Origin of the sequence: Streptomyces sp. HUAS TT11 (assembly GCF_051553595.1) — a bacterium.
GTDB lineage: Bacteria > Actinomycetota > Actinomycetes > Streptomycetales > Streptomycetaceae > Streptomyces.
Map to the genome: position 1 here is coordinate 8,665,635 of NZ_CP196184.1, position 17,380 is coordinate 8,683,014.

Here is a 17,380-nt window from a genome sequence, read left to right on the forward strand (position 1 = left end):
GCGGGTTCGTGAGGCGACGCCGGAGAACCGAGGTTCGCACATGCCACGCCCCGTCCGACGGGTCGGCGAGATCGTATCGTCGCGGACGCCGCGGGCCTGTTCACAGTCGCACGATGACGAGGGCGGTGTCGTCGGTCACGCCTTCGGGCGGGAGCAGATCGGCCAGCAGGGCGTCGGCGAGAGCCTCGGCGTCGGCGGCTCGCTCATGCTGGGTCAGGCAGTCGGCGAGCCGGGCGATGCCGGTGTCGATGTCCTCGCGCCGGCGCTCGACCAAGCCGTCGGTGTACAGCACGAGGAACGCGTCCTCGGTGAAGCCGATGGTGGACTGCGGCCAGGCATCGTCTTCCAGACGGGCACCGAGCGGAGGGTGGGTGGCCTGGTCCAGGAATTCCACGGCCCCGTCGCCGTGCAGGAGGGCCGGCGGCAGGTGGCCGGCACTGCTGTAGGCGATGGCGTGGGCGTTCCAGTCGACGAACGTGTTGGCCGCGGTGGCGTTCTCGGCGCCGGTGACGGAGCGCGCGTACCGGTCGAGTACCTCCAAGGCCCGGGCGGGACCGGAGGCTACGCGGGAGGCGGCGCTCAGTGCGCTGCGCAGTTGCCCCATGACACCGGCGGCGGACAGACCGTGCCCGACGACGTCGCCCACCGCGATCCCCAGGCGGTCGCCGGGCAGGTCGACCAAGTCGTACCAGTCACCGCCCACGTCCAGTGCGCTGCCTGCGGGCCGGTAGCGCACGGCCACCGGATGACGCCCTGTCGGACGATGAGTGGGCAGCATGGCCTCCTGCAAGCTCAGAGCGACCGCGCGGGCCTGGATCAACTCCGTGACCTCCTCGGCCCGGTGCAGCAGGAGCACCAGCTGCCCGTTCGAATCGAAGACGGGAATGTTGGTCATGCTCCAGTAGCGGGCGTCCACGGTGGCCGGCCGGCTGTGAGCCTCCGGCTGGTCGTCGTCCCTCACCGCGGGTCGGTAAGGTCCCTCCGGTTCGAAACGCTGCACCTCCATGGCGTCGCACTCACCTGTGTCGGCGACCCGGCGCAGCGACGCCTGGAGGTTGCGTACCACCGCCGCGCCGGAGCTGTTCGGGCTGGAGGCGAAATCGTCGGGCAGATAGTGGCCGATTTCCTGCTCACGAGCGCGGCCGAGTATCCGCAGCCATTCCTCGTTGACGTCCGCATAGATCAACTGCGGGGTCAGGAGAGCCACCGCCCCCGGCAGCGCCTGGAACACCGCCTTGTAGTCGATCTCCGGTTCCGCCATGTCTGTCTCGCCTCGACGCACGGACCTTTTTCTCATGCTAGGCGCGCCGAGCCGAAGCGGCAGCACTTCCGATGCGGCCGGCCCTGCGGGGTTGCACGCTTTCCCTCGGTGTCCCCGGGCCGGGCCGGAGCAAGCCGCGATGTGCATCCATCTGGCTCGCTGGACCGGGCCTCAGCCGCATCAACGACCGGGCCGCTCCTGCCGAGCGACCTTCGGACACGACGTGCCCGGGGACCGAGGGTCCCATCCGCCGCAACGAGTGGATCCGGGGGGTGCCTCTCCCCGACGCGGCTTGATCCGCTTGCCTTCCGCGACCGTCAACTCGGCTGCGAGGGAGCAGTCGCCTGCCCGTCGCGCCCGGACGGGCGACGGCAGCGGAGACCGGGAGGTCCGGCCTCCGCGCAGTTTCAGGCCGCCTGCCTGGCCAGACCCTGCAGGGTCCGCGCGGCAGGAGATCCGGCGTCGGCCGTGATCAGGACGACCTCCTGATCATCCTCGGGTACGAGCAGGACGTCGCAGTTCACCCGAAGGATGCCGGCCTTCGGGTGGTCGAGCGTCTTGGTGCGGTGCCCGGGAGCGTGGACCGGACGCGTCTCCCAGATCGCTCTGAACTCCTCGCTTCCGGCACGGAGTTCGGCGAGCAGGGCGGTCAACTGCGTGTCATGCGGGTAGCGGTCGGCGGCCCGTCGCAGCCGCGCCACCACGATGTGCCCGAACTCCTCGGCGCTGGAGCTCTCGTGCATCCGCCCCTGGCCCAGGAAGCGGCGCCGGGCCAGGTTTGTCGTCCCGCCTCCGAAGTCACCGCCGAGCAGTGCCTCGGCGAGGGGATTCCAGGCGACGACGCCGTACGCCGCGTCGGTGACGATGGCACCGGTCTCCGGCAGTCGCTCCAGCATCCGCACCACGTGCGGGCGCACACCACGTACGGCGCGGGGGCCGGGCGGCACGCTTGATCCCGCCAGACGAAACAGGTGGCTGCGCTCGGCCGGTGTCAGCCGCAGCGCCTGGGCGAGCGCGTCCAGGATCCGGGCCGAAGGCCGAGGTCCGCGGGCCTGCTCGAGCCGCGTGTAGTAGTCGACCGACATATGGGCGAGCTCCGCCACCTCCTCGCGGCGCAGACCCGGTGTACGGCGATCGGCGCCGGTCACCCGGAGGCCGAACTGCTGCGGTCGCAGTCCCGCCCGGCGATCCCGAAGGAAGCGGGCCAGCTCCTGACGCGCCATGCCATCTCCTCCCACTGCCTGGTACAGGCTGTCCCTGGCAGGGCGGCCGGAGCCAGGGGACCGTAGTCGTCATGAACGATCGCACAGCACTGGTCACAGGTGCCAACAAGGGCATCGGCAAGCAGATCGCCCGGCTGCTCGCGGCCGAAGGCCTCACCGTGTACGTGGGCTCCCGCGACACCGGGCGCGGGCAGCGGGCCGTCGAGGAGATCGGCGCCGGCGCCGTCCCGCTGGTCCTCGACGTACGGGACCCCGACGGCATCATGAGGGCCGCGGCGCAGGTGGAGCGCCTGGACATCCTGGTCAACAACGCAGGAGTCTCGCCGTCGCTCGCCCCACCTGCGGAAACCGACGTCGAGGAGTTCCGGCGTACGTACGAGACCAACGTATTCGGGGTGGTGGCGGTGACCAACGCCTTCCTGCCGGCCCTGCGCCGCTCCCCGCACCCGCGCATCGTGAACATCTCCAGTGGCACCGCATCGCTGACCTGGAGTACGAACCCCAACCCCCAGTTCACGCCCGGCAGCGGTGGCGCCGCCGCTTACCGGTCGTCCAAGGCCGCCCTCAACGCCCTGACCGTCCTCTACGCCCAGACGCTGGCCGGGGACGGCTTCAAGGTCAACGCGCTCGCTCCGGGCCTGCGGGCCACCGACCTCAACCCCCGGGCCGCCGCTGCCGGGGGCGACCCGGCCGAGGCCGCCCAGGGCGCCGTGCGCCTGGCCCTGCTGCCGGACGACGGCCCCACCGGTGGCTTCTTCTCCTGGGACGGAACGCCCGTGCCCTGGTGAGCGAGCCGACACCCGAAAGCGCCGCGCCCGGCGGGTTCACCGTCGCGCGTCTCCGCCCGGCTCGTTGTCAGGTCGGCACGGGCACCTTCCTGATCATCTCCACGGGTGCCTCGCCGGGTGTGGGGCCGCCGCGTGGCGGCCGTGGCGGTGAGCGTCTCGAGGGCGTCGACGGTTGCGGAGTTCAGGGCGACGGCGCGGCTGGTCGAGGTGCTGCCGGAGCCGTCGGACGCCGTGGCCGGCGCGCCGGTGCCGATGTACGCCGTCGACGGACCGGGGCGGGCGGTGCAGGAGTCGAACACCGAGCGCAGCGCTTCCGGGGCCACCGCCCGGGCTCCGGCGGTGCGAGGCAGGGCGGTGAGGTGTTCGTGCAGCGGATCGGCCGGCTCGGTCAGCTCCGGCACCGTGTCCTGCGCAGTACGCGGCAGGTGTTCACGGGGGAGCGTGGCATACCCGGTGACCCGGACACCTCGGTGGTGATCTGGTCCGTCTGCGCGGTGGACCGAGGGCCCCGGTGCCCGGCCGGTTCGGCCTGTGACTGCTAGGCCGCGGCCCCGAGGTGCTCCCTGACCTGGCGTGATCGTGTCCGTAGTGAGTCGAGGGCCGCCGGATCGGTCGCTTCGACGTCTGCGTAGCCGGTCAGCAGCCGGGGGAGCAGCCGGTCCTGTAGCCGCAGTCGTTCCGTGGTCAGTCCCGGCAGCCGTCGTGACCGCACCGCGCGCACCGCCGGCCCCTGGCCATGGTGGGCGGGAGACGATCCTGCTGGTCAGCCACAGGTTCGGCATCAGCGGTCCGGTCCGTAGGGTCAGGAACGCGGCCGCGGCCGGCACCACCGCCACGACCGCGAGGCCAGTGGGGCCCCGTGCGGCGGGGACAGCACCCAGGCGTGGAGGCCGCCCAGTGCTCCCCCTTGATGTACCGCCCGCTCGCCCTCCCGCCGATCCTGAGGCGGCCGCTCCGCCACCGGAAGGGCGAAGGTCAGGGGCGATCCAGACCCCATGTCTGCAGGGCGAAGGGTCGTCCCTTCTCCTCCCCCCTGATCAGCGGCACGTCGAGCAGTGTGAAGCCCGCCTTGACGGCCACGGCGACGCTGGCCGAGTTCTCCGCCTCCAGCTCCAGGATCACCTGCTCCGCCTCCAGCTCGTCGAAGGCGTACGCGGCCATCACCCGCACCGCGCGCACCGCCAGCCCCTGGCCACGGTGGGCGGGGCCGACCGCATAGCCGAGCTCCGTACCCTCGGGCGCGCGCCGGAGCATCACCTCACCGAGGGGTGCGCCACCGTCGACGGTGATGGCGAGCAGGATGGCCGTGCCCTCTGCCCGCAGCTGCCGGTCCCGGTCCAGCCGTGCGCGGCCGGCCGCTTCGTCGAAGGGCGAGACGATCGGTGTCCAGTAGGCGACGTCGGGGTGGTCGAACAGCTCCGGCATCGCGGCCAGGTCCCCCTCCGCCCAGTCGCGGAGGACGAGACCCTCTCCCGAGAGTTCGATCCTCTCGGGAAAGGACGACGCGGCGCTGCTCATGGTGGGTGACCTCCCTGGTTTGATTCGGGACGAGGCAGCATAACCGGGGCGGCGAACGGCGCAGCGGCAACGTCCGGAGGTTCTCCCTGGCACACGCCGGCCCGCGAGCCGTCTTCGAGCAGACCGTCCTTGCCGACGCCCGCCCACCGCACCTCAGTGGTTCGCCGAGGCCGTCGCGCCGGGCCACGACGTCGGACCGCTCAGATGGCCGGGCGGTAGAAGAACGTCCTCCGTTCGCTGATGAGACCGTCGGTGATCCAGTACCAGTCCGCGAACCTCTCCACGAGGCTGTCTCCCGATCGGGAGAGACCGGTGAACTGCCCCCAGCAGCACGCCTGGTCCTCACCGCTGAGGCAGCCATGGATCTCATGTCTGCCGTGCGCGACCACACGTTCGTTCCGGTAGAAGGCCGTCAGGGAGGAGATGCCGCAGATCGGCGGGTATCCGGGCCGCTCATAGCGGACGGATTCGGTGAACAGCTGGGGGAGGGCGTCCCAGTGCTCCGCGTCGATGACGGTGAACAGTCGCTGGACGAGGCGCTCATGTCCGGCCATGTCGCTGTCTCGGGCCTCATGCCGCGGGAAGCTGGTCTTCGCGCGAACGGAGGTCCTCAGTGGTGAGGGAGCGGTGTCCACCACGCTGCAACTCCTTGAACCAGTCGATGAAGTGGTCCGTCACCTCGCCCTTGGTGTCCTCCACGATGGCGATCCCGGTGAGCTGGAAGTGTCCCGTCTCCGCCAGAACGCCGACCTGGATGTGCTCGTTGACCTGCCAGATGATGGTGCCGCCGACACTGCCGTTGTTCTTGCGCTTCACCACCACGAACGAGATGGGGTACTTGGCCTTCACGGCGTCCAGGGACGCCTCCTGGCCGGGGGCGTTGGCGGTGAGTCCGACGATCCGCCGGTAGTGCTCCAGGTAGCTGGGCTCTATGGAGTCCGAGAGGAACAGTGATCGGTCGTCGAGGACGTCGAGGGACGGGAGCTGGATGAGCCGGTGGTAGACGGCGCCGTGCCCGAGCCGGTTCTCGATGCGGCGCAGATACGCCTCCTGCAGCTCTTCGATCGCCGGGTCGGAGCCCTGCTGGAACACCTCGACGAACGAGTTCACAGCCAGGATCTCATCGCCCTGACGCGCCTTCTCGACGACCTCGCCTGCCTTGCGGTACAGGGTCCTTGCCTGTTCGAGGTGCCTCGCCTCCGTGCCACGGCGTGCCGGGTAGTAGCGGATCGACGCGCCCGTGCGGTCCCGGAACTCGTCGAACGACTCCTCCATGCTCTCGCGCATGCGATGCAACTCGGCCCGGGTGAGCTGTCCTTCACGCGCCGTGTCGGACGACGTGCCCATGGTGGCGTAGACGAGGAAGGCGAGCAGGACCAGCACACCGATGAGAAGGCCGGTCTGGGAGGCACTGATGCCGTCGCCGAGCCAGTCCTGGAAGATGTTCAGTACGGCGGCGAACGGAATCGCCGCCAGAAACGTGGCGATCAGCCGGATCACACGGAGCCGTACGGTGCTGCCCTCTTGCTGACCGTCCGGAGACGAGTTCCCCCGTTGTGTGGCCATGGCGCATGGTTCCTCTCGTCAGGCGCTCTTGTGTCCTCATGGGTCGGAGTTTGAGGGGGTGGCAAAGTCATTGTCCTGTTTAGCAGTGTGTGTTCAACACTGGGAAGTCCCGTACCCGGGCGGGTGGATGTCGGCATCCGGATCGAGAGACGTCGTCACCTCGGAGCCTTGCGTTCCGCTGGTTCGCGGCAGCGCGCGGACTCGTCGGCTCCGGGCACCACGGGTGCGTCCGCCGGGCATCCTCCTTCAAGGAGTGCGGAGGTCTACGGCCTCGGGGCGCTTCATCGCTTCACCTCTTGACGCGACTGGTTCAGACCTTTAAGTTCACAGGTCACCAACGCTCCATGAATGCGCTCAAAGTTCAGCCTGTTGAACTCAGCTCCACGGCTCCCCCCACCATCAGCCGTACGAGAAAGGCTGGAAACCCCATGGCCGTGCCACCCCCCACCTCACCTCACAGCGCACTCGGACCGGTTGCGGTCACTCGCGTCCTGCTGAGACTGGTCGTCCTGCTGACAGCACTTCTCGGTCTGTCAGTTCCGCCCGCGCAGGCGACGACTCAAGCGTCCCCGTTCAAGGTTCTGGCTCTTTACAACGGGACGTGGGACGCCGCACACATCAGTTTCGTGCACGAGGCGAACGACTGGTTCCCCCGGCAGGCGGCAGCGAACGGATTCACGTACACCGCCAGCAACGACTGGAACCTCCTCGCCAACGGCGGAGTCAACGGTTACCAGGTGGTGATCTTCCTCGACGACCTGCCGCAGACCGCGTCACAGCGAGCCGGCTTCGAGCAGTACATGCGCAACGGCGGGGCGTGGATGGGCTTCCATGTCTCGGCCTTCACCACCGACGCCTCGAGCTGGTCCTGGTACCACAACCAGTTCCTCGGCAGCGGAAACTTCAAGTCCAACACCTGGGGCCCGACGACGGCCGTCCTGCGCGTCGAGGACCGCACCCACCCGTCGACCGTGAACCTGCCGGCCACCTTCACCTCCTCGGTGAGCGAGTGGTACAGCTGGTCCAACGACCTGCGCCAGAATCCGGACATCAAGATCCTGGCCTCCGTCGACCCGAGCAGCTTCCCGCTCGGAACCGACCCCAACCAGACCTGGTACAGCGGCTATTACCCGATCCTGTGGACGAACACCAAGTACCGGATGCTGTACGCCAACTTCGGCCACAACGCGATGAACTACGACACCAACACCACCCTGTCGTCCACCTTCGCCAGCGCCACACAGAACCGGTTCGTGCTCGACGGGCTCAAGTGGCTCGGCGGAGCGGGTGACACCCAGCCGCCGTCCGATCCGATCTCGGGGACCGCCTGGTACACGGTGCGGAACACCGGGAACGGCACCTGCGCCGACGCGCGTGCCGCGGCCACCGCGAACGGCACCGCCGTCCAGCAGTACGCGTGCAACAACACCGGGGCGCAGCAGTTCCAGTTCCAGTCCACCGACGGCGGATACGTCCGTATCGCCGCCCGCGGCAACCCCCAGCAGGTCGTCGACGTCACCGACCGCTCCCAGGCGGACAACGCCCCGCTGCAGCTGTGGTCCTACGGCGGCGGTCAGAACCAGCAGTGGCAGCCGGTCCAGGAGACGGGCGGGCGCTACCACTTCGTCGCCCGCCACAGCGGCAAGTGCCTCAGTGCCGCCACCACCGCGGGCAACAGCATCCAGCTCACCCAGCGAACCTGTGACGGATCCGGCGCGCAGAGCTTCCAGCTGACGGCGCAGTGAGCCCGCTGCGCTCTCCCCTCCTCGGAAGGCCCCCCACATGACCCGTTCCCAGTTCCTCGCGACGACCGTCGTCGCGGGACTCGTCGGCACGCTGGCCGTCTTCGGCACCGGCAGCGCGAACGCCGCCGACCCGAAGGTTGCGCCCGGCGGGAACTTCGACCTGTCGATATGGCAGCTCCAGGAGCCGGTCGGTTCCCCCGGCTCCCCGACCACGATCTCCTCGTCCAGGCTCCAGGGAGCCAACGGTTACCAGGACGACTACTTCTACACCGACACCCGCGACGGCGCGATGACCTTCTGGGCGCCCGAGAAGGGCGTCACCACGCCCAACTCCAACTACGCCCGCTCCGAACTGCGGGAGATGAACCGCGACGGCAGCGCCGCGAACTGGTCGCTCAGCGGCACGCACCGGATGAGCGCCACCCTGCGCGTGGTGTCCGTGACGTCCAACGTGTGCGTGGGGCAGATCCACCTGGGCACCGGCGGCTCGTCCACCAAGCCGCTGCTCGAGCTCTATTACCACTCCAACGGCGACATCGTGCTGGGCACCGAGAACTCCCCGTCCGGCGGTCAGACCCCGCACACGGTGGGACACGTGTCCATCGGCAAGACCTGGACCTACACCATCGGCGTCTCGGGCGGGAACACCATCGACCTGACGGTCAACGGCAGCACAACCCACTACGCCATCCCTTCGTCCTTCAAGCCGTACAAGCAGTACTTCAAGGCCGGTTCCTACAACCAGTCGTCCTCGGACAGCACCACCAAGGGGGCCCGGGTCGGCTTCTACGGTCTGACCGTCTCCCACAGCTGATCGGCCGGTCGCGGCGCGATCATCCGTCTCTCCTGCCCTCCGCGCGGCCTGTGGGGCGTCCGCGGCACCGCGGCGCCCCACGGACCGGATCGCTGCACGCCGGGGAGGGGTGCCCTGGGCCGGGATCCGGGGTACCCGAGGTGACACCTCGACGAAGGAGCGACATGACCACGTACGTGATCACCGTGCCCGGCACCTTCACCGACTCGCTAGCGGCCGGTCGGCGAGCCGAGCTGGCGCGAGCACTGCGTCCGGCCGATCCGCGACGGACCCAGCTGGGGAACGAAGAGGATCTGGACGTGCTGAGCGTCAATGAGGACAACACCTTCACCATGCGCCTCACCGTCGAGGCGGAGAGCGGCCCCCACGCGGAGGAGAACGCCCGGCACCTCGCCGACTCCGCCCTGCGCGCCGCAGGACTGGACGAGACCAGCGCACCCCTGGGCCCGGCGGTGATCACGGGAATCGACTCGGACATCTGAGGCCTCCCGCGGCGCGAGGGCTGCCCCCGGCGCCCGGTACCGCGCGCCGACGGCATGCCCGGGCAATCACGGTGAGGCGCCGAGCGGCGGCGAAATTGCCCGCACCTGGCATCGGAAGGATCATGGAAGACCCCGCAGGGGTCGCTGAGGGATCCACCCGTGCCAGTGAGGAACGCGAAGATGCCCGACCCGACACCGCCGCGCACGCCGACGACGGCCGAGGAGCCGGAGTCGGGCTCGATGGAGCAGGCTCTGCCCACCTCCTTCAGCGTGCGGCTGGGAGTGCTGCTGGCGGTGGTGGGCGGGTCGCTGGACGCGTACACGTTCGTCAGCCGGGACGGGGTGTTCGCCAACGCCCAGACCGGCAACATCGTTCTGCTGGGCGTCGAAGCCGCCAAGCGGCAGTGGTGGCAGGCCCTGCAGCACGTGCCACCGGTCCTCGCCTTCCTTGTGGGCGTTGTCGCCGCCGAGTCCCTGCGGCGGCCGCGCGTGGTGGCGGTCGTACGCCGGCCCGCCCGCAGCGCCCTCGTCCTGGAGATCCTCGTGCTGGTCGGCGTCGGGTTCATCCCGGGCCGCGCGCCGGACACCCTGGTGACCGTGCTGATCGCGTTTGTCGCATCGGTGCAGGTCACGAGCTTTCGCACCCTGGTCGACACGGCGTACAACTCCACGATGACCACGGGGAACCTGCGGACCGTGATGCAGAGCGCCTATCTCGCCGTCATGGAACGGGACAGTGCGGCGGCGCGCCGGGCGCGCAGGTTCGCCGCTGTGATCTGCGGGTTTCTCCTGGGAGCGGTGGGCGGCGCCTGGCTCACCGCGGTCCTCGGCACCCACGCCGTCTGGGTGATGTCCGCGTTGCTGGTCGTGGGGCTCGCCCTGTTCCTTCATGACGAGCGGGTCCTGGCCCGCCGGGCCGTGGGGCGGGGGTGCCGCCATGCGTAGCCGCACGGGCTCCTGTGCGGCTGAGCAGCGGCGTGGCTGCCGCGGCTCGATGTGCGCGGGCCAACATAATGGGCCGTTCCGTCTGATCCACTACGGTCTGGAAGGCTTCGCACCATGACGCACCCCGGCCTGCCTCGTGTCAACGGCGTCGTACGTCGTGGTGTGCTGCGCGCCGTATCGGCCATCGGAGGGACCGCCGCCGTCGCCGCGCTGGGTTCGCCGTTGCACACCGGCAACGTCTCCGCACAGGTCTCCGGCGCGCAGCCGGTGACGCCGCCCGCCTCCCGGATCGGGCCCGCGGACCCGGAGAAGGCCCAGGAGATCCGGGCCGAGTTCCTGCACGCCTGGAACGGCTATCGCACGTACGCCTGGGGGCATGACGAGGTGCTTCCCGTCTCGGGCGGTTACCGTGAGTTCTTCTCCGGCCGTCACCCCGTGGGCCTGTCCATCGTCGAAGCCCTCGACACGCACTATGTGATGGGCCTGGACGACGAGGTCGACCGCTGCGTGCAGTGGATCCGGGCCCGGCTGGACTTCGACCTGGACACCGACTTCCACGTCTTCGAAGCGATCATCCGCCTGGTGGGAGGACTGCTCGCCGGCTACCTCGCCACCCAAGACCGGCAGCTGCTGGCCCTGTGCGTGGACCTGGCGGACCGGCTGCTGCCCGCCTTCACCAAGTCGCCCACCGGCATGCCCTACCGACGGGTCAACCTGCGCACCGGAGCCGTGTCGGGCGCCAGGGTGCCGCTCGCGGAGATCGGCACCAACATCCTGGAGCTGGGGGTCCTGTCGCAGGTCACCGGCGACCCTCGCTACTTCCGCGCGGCCAAGCGCGCACTCGCGGCCGTCGTGGAGCGCCGCTCCTCCCTCGATCTGGTCGGTACCACCATGGACGTGGAGACCGGCCGCTGGGTCGATCGCGCGGACATCGGCCCCAATCCGCCGGCGGACTCGTTCTACGAGTACCTGTGGGGTGGCTGGGCGATGTTCGGTGACACCGACTGCCTGAACTGGTTCCGCATCTTCGACGCCTCCCTCAGGAAGCACCTCGCGGAGCGGGCCGGTGGTCTGCTCTGGTTCAAGCAGGTCGACTTCCGCACCGGAGCCCTGCTGGGGCGGCGCCAGTCCTGCCTCGCCGCCTGCGTCCTGTCGGCCGGCGGCGACGAGGCGCTGGCCGCCGACTACCACCGGTCCTGGACGGCGGTCCAGGAGAAGTACCTTGTGCTCCCCGAGGAGATCGACTACCGCCGCCTGAGCGTGCTGACGCCCGGCAACGCGCTGCGCCCGGAGTACGCCAACAGCGCGTTCGACCTGTACTGGCGGACCGGGGACCCCGTCTACCGGGCCGACGCCTGGCGTTACTTCCAGCACCAGAAGACGTTCCAACGGGTCCCCGGCGGCTACACCGTCGTGAAGGACGTGACGAAGCGGCCCATGCCGAAGGGCGACTACTGCCCTGCGTACGTCTTCGCCGAGAACTTCAAGTGGCTCTATCTCACCTTCGCCGACGCCGAGCGCTTCGACTACGGCACCGGCTACCTCAGCACCGAAGCGAAGATCCTGCGCGGTCTGCGGGGCCGAGGCACCGCACCGGCCGTCAGCGGAAAGGCCGTGCAGAACCTGTGAAACAACTCCACGCGCCCTGCTTCCGCGTCACCCGCTCACTCGGCGCGCTCGGGGCGGCGACCAGGGGGTTGTGAGGGTTCCGGCAAGGGGGCCGTCGCCTTGATCGGCCGGACCTGCGGGGAGTCGGGAGTCAGGTCCACCGACTCCCCGTGGTGAGTGATCCGAAGGGATTCCCCGCCCACGAGGGTGTACGTGGCCTCGGACTTCGTGATCTCGACACGCAGGCACCGCCCGCGGACGTTGACGGAGAAGGCGAGCCGGTCGAGTGCCTCGGGCAGCCGGGGCGAGAAGTACAGGGACTCGTAGTGGTGGCGCATGCCGCCGAACCCGGAGACCAGCGCGATCCAGGAACCCGCCAGTGAGGCGATGTGCAGGCCGTCGCGGGTGTTCTTCTCCAGGTCGTCCAGGTCCATCAGCGCCGCCTCGCACAGGTAGTCGTAGGCCAGGCGCAGATGGCCCACCTCGGCGGCGATGACCGCCTGGATGCACGCCGACAGCGAGGAGTCCCGCACGGTCAGCGGCTCGTAGTAGGCGAAGTTCCGCGCCTTGTGGGCGTCGTCGAAGGCGTCGCCGCGCAGGTACATCGCCAGCACGAGGTCCGCTTGTTTGATCACTTGCTTGCGGTACAGCTCGCTGTACGGGTAGTGCAGCATGAGCGGGTAGTCCTCGGGGCGGGTGCGGGAGAAGTCCCACGGCTCGTGACGGGTGAAGCCGGCTGCCTGCTCGTGAATGCCGAGTGCGCTGTTGTAGGGCACGGCCATGGCCTTGGCCGCTTCGCGCCAGGCGGTGATCTCCTCCACGTCGACGCCGAGTTCGTCTGCCTTCACGGGATGCCGTTCGGCGGAGTCGGCGGCGGCCCGCAGATTGGCCTGGGCCATGAGGTTGGTGAAGACATTGTCGTCCGACAGCGCGCTGTATTCGTCAGGGCCGGTGACGCCGTCGATGTGGAAGTGGCCCTGGGAGTCGTGATAGCCGAGGCCGGTCCACAGCCTGGCGGTCTCGACCAGCAGTTCCACGCCTGTCTCGCGCTCGAAGTCCCTGTCGCCGGAGACCGCGACATAGCGCAGCACGGCATGGGCGATGTCGGCGTTGATGTGGACGGCGGCGGCTCCGGCCAGCCAGTAGCCCGAGCACTCCGCCCCGTCGATGGTGCGCCAGGGGAAGGCGGCGCCCGGCAGGCCCAGCTGGCGGGCCCGGGCGCGGGCCGTGGGCAGGGTGTCCTGGCGCCACTGCAACGCCGCCGTGACGCTGCGGGGGTGCGTGAAGGTGAGCACGGGAAGGACGAAGGTCTCCGTGTCCCAGAAGGAGTGCCCGTCGTACCCCGAACCGGTCAGGCCCTTGGCAGGGATCGCCCGCTGCTCGGCCCGGGCGGCCGCCTGCAGGACGTGGAAGAGCGCGAACCGGACCGCCTGCTGGATCTGCGGATCGCCGTCGACCTCGACATCGGCGTGCTCCCAGAACTCGTCGAGGAAGGCGCGCTGCTGGTCGAGCAGGCCCTGCCAGCCGACGCTGCGGGCGCCGGCGAGCGCGGCTTCCACCTGATCCCGCAGCGAGGGCACCGAGCGGATCTGGGACCAGCCGTAGGAGACCATCTTTTCCAGCCGGAGCGTCTCCCCGGGCTTGAGGTCGGTGATGATGGTGAACCGGGCGACGTCGTCGGAGCTTTCGCCGGCCGACTCGATGGGCTCCGGGCCCTGGACGTTGTGGTCGGCGGCCGCGGCGACGCGCAGACCGCTGCGCTCGGTCTGGTGGATCAGGCGCAGCCGGGGCCCGTTGTTGTAGTGCTCCTCGCTCCGCAGGGGGCATTCGAGGGCTGCCGCGACCCGCGGATCGCCCTCCGGGTGCGGCAGGGGCTCGTTCGCGACGAGTTCGGACTGGACCACGAGTCGGACCTCCTCGTCCAGCGGCTCCACCTCGTAGGCGATGGCGGCGACGGCACGATGGGTGAAGGAGACCAGGCGGGAGGAGCGCAGGCGGATCCTCTTGCCTGCGGGCGAGGCCCACTCGCACACCCGGTGCAGGACCCCCGCTCGTAGATCGAGCATGCGTTCGTGTGAGAGCAGGCGGCCGTAGCGCAGGTCGAACTGCTCGTCGTCGACCAGAAGCCGGACGAGCTTGCCGTTGGTGACGTTGATGACCGTCTGGCCGGACTCGGGGTAGCCGTATCCGGCTTCGGCGTAGGGGAGCGGATGCACTTCGTGGACGCCGTTGAGGTAGCAGCCGGGCAGTCCGTGCGGCTCGCCCTCCTCGAGGTTGCCCCGCCAGCCGATGTGTCCGTTGGAAAGGGCGAACACGGATTCGCTCTGGGCCAGGACGTCCCAGTGCAGGCCGGTCTCCCGCACGCACCAGGGCTCGACGCTGTACGCCGGATGGCTGATCACGGGCGCTCCCCGAGCAGTTCGGCCAGATCGTCGACCACGGTGTCGGCGCCGTGTCGGCGCAGGGCGTCCGCCTGGCCGACTCGGTCGACGCCCACGACGTAGGCGAAGTGGCCCGCCCGGCCGGCGTCCATGCCGGCCAGGGCGTCCTCGAAGACGGCCGCGGCGGCCGGTTCGACGCCGAGATCGTGGGCGGCGGCCAGGAAGGTGTCCGGATGAGGCTTGCCGGGGAGCCTGCGCTCGGCGGCGACCACTCCGTCGATCCGGACGTCGAACCGGTCCTCGATGCCCACCGACACAAGGATGTCGCGGCAGTTGGCGCTGGAGGAGACGACGGCCGTGGCGAGACCGGCCGCGCGGACCGCTTCCACGTAACGGACGGAGCCCGTGTAGGCCTCGACGCCCTGTGTGTGGATCTTCTCCAGCAGCAGGCCGTTCTTGCGGGAGCCCAGACCGTGCACCGTGTCCCGTTCCGGAGGGTCGTCTTCCGCCCCCTCGGGGAGCTCGATGCCGCGCGAGGCCAGGAAGGACCTGATCCCGTCGGAGCGTGGACGCCCGTCGACGTACTCGTCGTAGTCGGCGACCGGATCGAAGGGCCGGAATCCCGGGCCCTCCCGGCGCCGGAGGAAGTCGTCGAAGGTCTCCTGCCAGGCTGCGGCGTGCACCACTGCGGTCTTGGTCAACACCCCGTCCAGGTCGAACAGGCATGCGCGCACGGCATCCGGAAGGCCCAGGTTTGTCATGTTTTATGGTTGCCCGTTCCGCTGCTGCTCCATTCCCGCCAGTCGTCTGACGGTACGGTCGCAGCGGCCTGCGCACGGTCCGCTCCCGCCGGTCGCAGCGGCACGTACGGCGATCGATCACGCGCCGCGGCGGGTCCGCCGGACGGGCCGATCGGGTGAGGCGGTGGCCGCGCCCTCGGTACCGCACGCCCGCCGACGGTGTTCTCGCGCGCGTCCCAGAAGCGCCGCGGGAGCGTGTGTGCGTATCGGTTCGCCCCGGTGCGGCAAGCGCGGGTCGTCACCCGTTCGGCCGAGTCATCGAAAAAACCTGTGCGGCAGCGATGAGTTTGGGCGAAGGTAAAGGTCTCCCCATGCGTAGCCCAAGCGCACGGAAGGACCCAAGCATGAGCACGCAGGCATCCGGCCTGGCGGTGGAGACCGCAGGCCTGGTGAAGACGTTCGGTGAGACCCGAGCCGTGGACGGAGTGGACCTCGCCGTCCCCGCCGGCACGGTCTACGGAGTCCTCGGCCCGAACGGGGCGGGCAAGACCACCACGGTCAAGATGCTCGCCACCCTCCTCAGGCCGGACGGCGGTGAAGCCCATGTGTTCGGCCACGACGTCGTGCGCGAGGCCGACGAGGTACGCGGCCGGGTGAGCCTCACCGGGCAGTACGCATCGGTGGACGAGGACCTCACCGGCACCGAGAACCTGGTCCTGCTGGGCCGCCTCCTCGGACACGGGAAGAAGGCCGCACGAAACCGTGCGGATCAGCTGCTGGAGACCTTCGGGCTCACGGACGCTGCCGCGAAACAGGTCAAGCACTACTCGGGAGGCATGCGGCGCCGCATCGACATCGCCGCGTCCATCCTGAGCACGCCCGACCTCCTCTTCCTCGACGAGCCGACGACGGGTCTCGATCCACGGAGCCGCAACCAGGTCTGGGACATCGTGCGCGCGGTCGTCGCCCAGGGCACGACCGTACTGCTCACCACTCAGTACCTGGACGAGGCCGATCAGTTGGCGTCGCGGATCGCCGTCATCGACAAGGGCAGGGTCATCGCCGAGGGCACCAAGGGCGAACTGAAGGCGTCCGTGGGAGCCGGGTCCGTGCATCTGCGGCTGCGGGACCCGGACCAGCGGGCCGAGGCGCACCAGGTGCTGCGGACAGTGCTGGCAGCCGAGGTGCAACTGGAGCCCGACCCGGTGGCGCTGACCGCCCGCCTGGCCGCGGAGCCCGGTGACGGTGCGGCCGACCAAGCCGCCCGGGCCCTGGCGGAACTGTCCAGGGCCGGCATCACCGTCGACAACTTCTCCCTGGGGCAGCCCAGCCTGGACGAGGTGTTCCTCGCCCTGACCGGGCACGACACAAAGGACGAGGTGGCGGCATGACCACGGCCACGAGTACCGAGGACGGCAAGGAACTCGCCCCGGTCAGGACGGAGTCACTGGCCGCCCTGCTGGTCACCAAGGAGCGGCCCCCACGGCCCGGTTCCCTGTCGACCTCGCTGACGTTCGGATGGCGTGCGATCCTCAAGATCAAGCACGTGCCCGAACAGCTCTTCGATGTCACCGCGTTCCCGATCATGAACCTGCTGATGTTCACCTACCTCTTCGGCGGTGCGCTGGCGGGGTCGCCCGGTGAGTACATCCAGTTCGTACTGCCGGGCATCCTGGTGATGTCCGTCGTGATGATCACGATGTACACGGGAGTCTCCGTGAACATCGACATCGAGAAGGGTGTCTTCGACCGATTCCGCTCACTGCCGATCTGGCGTCCGTCAGCGATGGTCGGCTATCTGCTCGGCGACGCCCTGCGCTACACGATCGCGTCCGCCGTCATGCTCACCGTCGGCCTGGCTCTCGGCTACCGGCCCGACGGCGGCATCGGGGGCGTGCTCGCCGGGATCGCGCTGCTGCTCGTCTCCTCCTTCGCCTTCTCCTGGATCTGGACCATGTTCGGGCTGATGCTGCGCACCGAGAAGTCGGTGATGAGCGTGAGCATGATGGTGATCTTCCCGCTCACCTTCCTGTCCAACGTCTTCGTCGACCCGAAGACCATGCCGGGCTGGCTGCAGGCCTTCGTCAACAACAGCCCGATCACCCATCTGGCTGCTGCTGTGCGCGGACTGATGGCGGGGGACTGGCCGGCGGACGAGGTCGCCTGGTCGCTGGGCTGGGCCGGGCTGTTCCTGCTGGTCTTCGGTCCGGTCACGATGCGGCTGTACAACCGCAAGTAGCCCGTCCCGCGAGCGGATTCGCGGCGGACGTCTCGGGCTTGGCATCGGGGGCGTGGACGGCGCGCTGCGG

General features: G+C 69.4%; 16 protein-coding genes. 8 read left to right on the forward strand and 8 right to left on the reverse strand.

What is annotated here, in order from left to right; all coding sequences use genetic code 11:
• Positions 1-100: 100 nt before the first annotated feature.
• The gene (locus ACSHXN_RS38970) at positions 101-1,261 is read right to left on the reverse strand and encodes a PP2C family protein-serine/threonine phosphatase (RefSeq protein ID WP_355133823.1); all 1,161 of its coding nucleotides are present in this window, start codon (positions 1,259-1,261) and stop codon (positions 101-103) included.
• A 407-nt stretch (positions 1,262-1,668) separates the two neighbouring features.
• The gene (locus ACSHXN_RS38975; protein WP_359459953.1) at positions 1,669-2,484 is read right to left on the reverse strand and encodes a helix-turn-helix transcriptional regulator; all 816 of its coding nucleotides are present in this window, start codon (positions 2,482-2,484) and stop codon (positions 1,669-1,671) included.
• Positions 2,485-2,555: 71 nt separating this feature from the next.
• Between ACSHXN_RS38975 and ACSHXN_RS38980 the strand changes: the two genes are divergently transcribed.
• The gene (locus tag ACSHXN_RS38980; RefSeq protein WP_355133819.1) at positions 2,556-3,272 is read left to right on the forward strand and encodes an SDR family oxidoreductase; all 717 of its coding nucleotides are present in this window, start codon (positions 2,556-2,558) and stop codon (positions 3,270-3,272) included.
• A 538-nt stretch (positions 3,273-3,810) separates the two neighbouring features.
• Here the strand turns inward: ACSHXN_RS38980 and ACSHXN_RS38985 are convergent.
• The 4 genes from ACSHXN_RS38985 to ACSHXN_RS39000 all read right to left on the reverse strand — a co-directional run bounded on the left by ACSHXN_RS38985 (position 3,811) and on the right by ACSHXN_RS39000 (position 6,356).
• Positions 3,811-3,984 (reverse strand): hypothetical protein, encoded by a 174-nt coding sequence (locus ACSHXN_RS38985; RefSeq protein ID WP_438305690.1) that lies wholly within the window; start codon positions 3,982-3,984, stop codon positions 3,811-3,813.
• A gap of 263 nt (positions 3,985-4,247) precedes the next feature.
• A complete protein-coding gene (locus ACSHXN_RS38990; protein WP_355133817.1) occupies positions 4,248-4,790 on the reverse strand; it encodes a GNAT family N-acetyltransferase in 543 nt (180 codons plus the stop codon).
• 200 nt (positions 4,791-4,990) lie between these two features.
• Positions 4,991-5,344 carry a nuclear transport factor 2 family protein gene (locus ACSHXN_RS38995; RefSeq protein ID WP_355133815.1) on the reverse strand — a complete coding sequence of 118 codons (354 nt, stop codon included), beginning with the start codon at positions 5,342-5,344 and terminating at the stop codon, positions 4,991-4,993.
• A gap of 16 nt (positions 5,345-5,360) precedes the next feature.
• On the reverse strand, positions 5,361-6,356 hold the full coding sequence (locus ACSHXN_RS39000; protein ID WP_355133813.1) for a hypothetical protein: 996 nt from the start codon (positions 6,354-6,356) through the stop codon (positions 5,361-5,363).
• A 428-nt stretch (positions 6,357-6,784) separates the two neighbouring features.
• Between ACSHXN_RS39000 and ACSHXN_RS39005 the strand changes: the two genes are divergently transcribed.
• The 5 genes from ACSHXN_RS39005 to ACSHXN_RS39025 all read left to right on the forward strand — a co-directional run bounded on the left by ACSHXN_RS39005 (position 6,785) and on the right by ACSHXN_RS39025 (position 11,971).
• The gene (locus ACSHXN_RS39005; protein WP_438305693.1) at positions 6,785-8,101 is read left to right on the forward strand and encodes a ThuA domain-containing protein; all 1,317 of its coding nucleotides are present in this window, start codon (positions 6,785-6,787) and stop codon (positions 8,099-8,101) included.
• Between the two features lie 37 nt (positions 8,102-8,138).
• Positions 8,139-8,915 (forward strand): polysaccharide lyase family 7 protein, encoded by a 777-nt coding sequence (locus ACSHXN_RS39010; protein WP_355133810.1) that lies wholly within the window; start codon positions 8,139-8,141, stop codon positions 8,913-8,915.
• Between the two features lie 164 nt (positions 8,916-9,079).
• Positions 9,080-9,397, forward strand: coding sequence for a hypothetical protein (locus tag ACSHXN_RS39015; protein WP_355133808.1), 318 nt, complete (start codon positions 9,080-9,082; stop codon positions 9,395-9,397).
• A gap of 180 nt (positions 9,398-9,577) precedes the next feature.
• Positions 9,578-10,342 (forward strand): YoaK family protein, encoded by a 765-nt coding sequence (locus ACSHXN_RS39020; RefSeq protein WP_356114501.1) that lies wholly within the window; start codon positions 9,578-9,580, stop codon positions 10,340-10,342.
• A 114-nt stretch (positions 10,343-10,456) separates the two neighbouring features.
• Positions 10,457-11,971 (forward strand): glycoside hydrolase family 47 protein, encoded by a 1,515-nt coding sequence (locus ACSHXN_RS39025; RefSeq protein ID WP_355133804.1) that lies wholly within the window; start codon positions 10,457-10,459, stop codon positions 11,969-11,971.
• 35 nt (positions 11,972-12,006) lie between these two features.
• Here the strand turns inward: ACSHXN_RS39025 and ACSHXN_RS39030 are convergent, their stop codons facing one another.
• Both ACSHXN_RS39030 and ACSHXN_RS39035 read right to left on the reverse strand, forming a co-directional pair.
• Positions 12,007-14,352, reverse strand: a complete 2,346-nt coding sequence (locus tag ACSHXN_RS39030; protein WP_355133802.1) for a glycoside hydrolase family 65 protein — start codon at positions 14,350-14,352, stop codon at positions 12,007-12,009.
• Positions 14,349-15,092, reverse strand: a complete 744-nt coding sequence (locus tag ACSHXN_RS39035; RefSeq protein WP_383353361.1) for a beta-phosphoglucomutase family hydrolase — start codon at positions 15,090-15,092, stop codon at positions 14,349-14,351. Before ACSHXN_RS39035 ends, ACSHXN_RS39030 begins: the two co-directional genes overlap by 4 nt.
• A 383-nt stretch (positions 15,093-15,475) precedes the next feature.
• Between ACSHXN_RS39035 and ACSHXN_RS39040 the strand changes: the two genes are divergently transcribed.
• Together ACSHXN_RS39040 and ACSHXN_RS39045 are read left to right on the forward strand one after the other, a co-directional pair.
• Complete coding sequence (locus ACSHXN_RS39040) at positions 15,476-16,462, forward strand: ATP-binding cassette domain-containing protein (RefSeq protein ID WP_355133798.1); 987 nt, start codon at positions 15,476-15,478, stop codon at positions 16,460-16,462.
• Positions 16,459-17,310: an ABC transporter permease gene (locus tag ACSHXN_RS39045; RefSeq protein ID WP_438305698.1), complete on the forward strand. Its 852-nt coding sequence runs from the start codon at positions 16,459-16,461 to the stop codon at positions 17,308-17,310. The genes ACSHXN_RS39040 and ACSHXN_RS39045 overlap by 4 nt, the downstream gene beginning before the upstream one ends.
• Positions 17,311-17,380 lie beyond the last annotated feature (70 nt).

What these genes read in the sequence shown, in the direction of transcription:
- ACSHXN_RS38970 (WP_355133823.1), bottom strand. Translation starts at nt 1,261, where the DNA reads ATGGCGGAACCGGAGATCGACTACAAGGCGGTGTTCCAGGCGCTGCCG.
- ACSHXN_RS38975 (WP_359459953.1), bottom strand. Translation starts at nt 2,484, where the DNA reads ATGGCGCGTCAGGAGCTGGCCCGCTTCCTTCGGGATCGCCGGGCGGGA.
- ACSHXN_RS38980 (WP_355133819.1), top strand. Translation starts at nt 2,556, where the DNA reads ATGAACGATCGCACAGCACTGGTCACAGGTGCCAACAAGGGCATCGGC.
- ACSHXN_RS38990 (WP_355133817.1), bottom strand. Translation starts at nt 4,790, where the DNA reads ATGAGCAGCGCCGCGTCGTCCTTTCCCGAGAGGATCGAACTCTCGGGA.
- ACSHXN_RS38995 (WP_355133815.1), bottom strand. Translation starts at nt 5,344, where the DNA reads ATGGCCGGACATGAGCGCCTCGTCCAGCGACTGTTCACCGTCATCGAC.
- ACSHXN_RS39000 (WP_355133813.1), bottom strand. Translation starts at nt 6,356, where the DNA reads ATGGCCACACAACGGGGGAACTCGTCTCCGGACGGTCAGCAAGAGGGC.
- ACSHXN_RS39005 (WP_438305693.1), top strand. Translation starts at nt 6,785, where the DNA reads ATGGCCGTGCCACCCCCCACCTCACCTCACAGCGCACTCGGACCGGTT.
- ACSHXN_RS39010 (WP_355133810.1), top strand. Translation starts at nt 8,139, where the DNA reads ATGACCCGTTCCCAGTTCCTCGCGACGACCGTCGTCGCGGGACTCGTC.
- ACSHXN_RS39015 (WP_355133808.1), top strand. Translation starts at nt 9,080, where the DNA reads ATGACCACGTACGTGATCACCGTGCCCGGCACCTTCACCGACTCGCTA.
- ACSHXN_RS39020 (WP_356114501.1), top strand. Translation starts at nt 9,578, where the DNA reads ATGCCCGACCCGACACCGCCGCGCACGCCGACGACGGCCGAGGAGCCG.
- ACSHXN_RS39025 (WP_355133804.1), top strand. Translation starts at nt 10,457, where the DNA reads ATGACGCACCCCGGCCTGCCTCGTGTCAACGGCGTCGTACGTCGTGGT.
- ACSHXN_RS39035 (WP_383353361.1), bottom strand. Translation starts at nt 15,092, where the DNA reads ATGACAAACCTGGGCCTTCCGGATGCCGTGCGCGCATGCCTGTTCGAC.
- ACSHXN_RS39040 (WP_355133798.1), top strand. Translation starts at nt 15,476, where the DNA reads ATGAGCACGCAGGCATCCGGCCTGGCGGTGGAGACCGCAGGCCTGGTG.
- ACSHXN_RS39045 (WP_438305698.1), top strand. Translation starts at nt 16,459, where the DNA reads ATGACCACGGCCACGAGTACCGAGGACGGCAAGGAACTCGCCCCGGTC.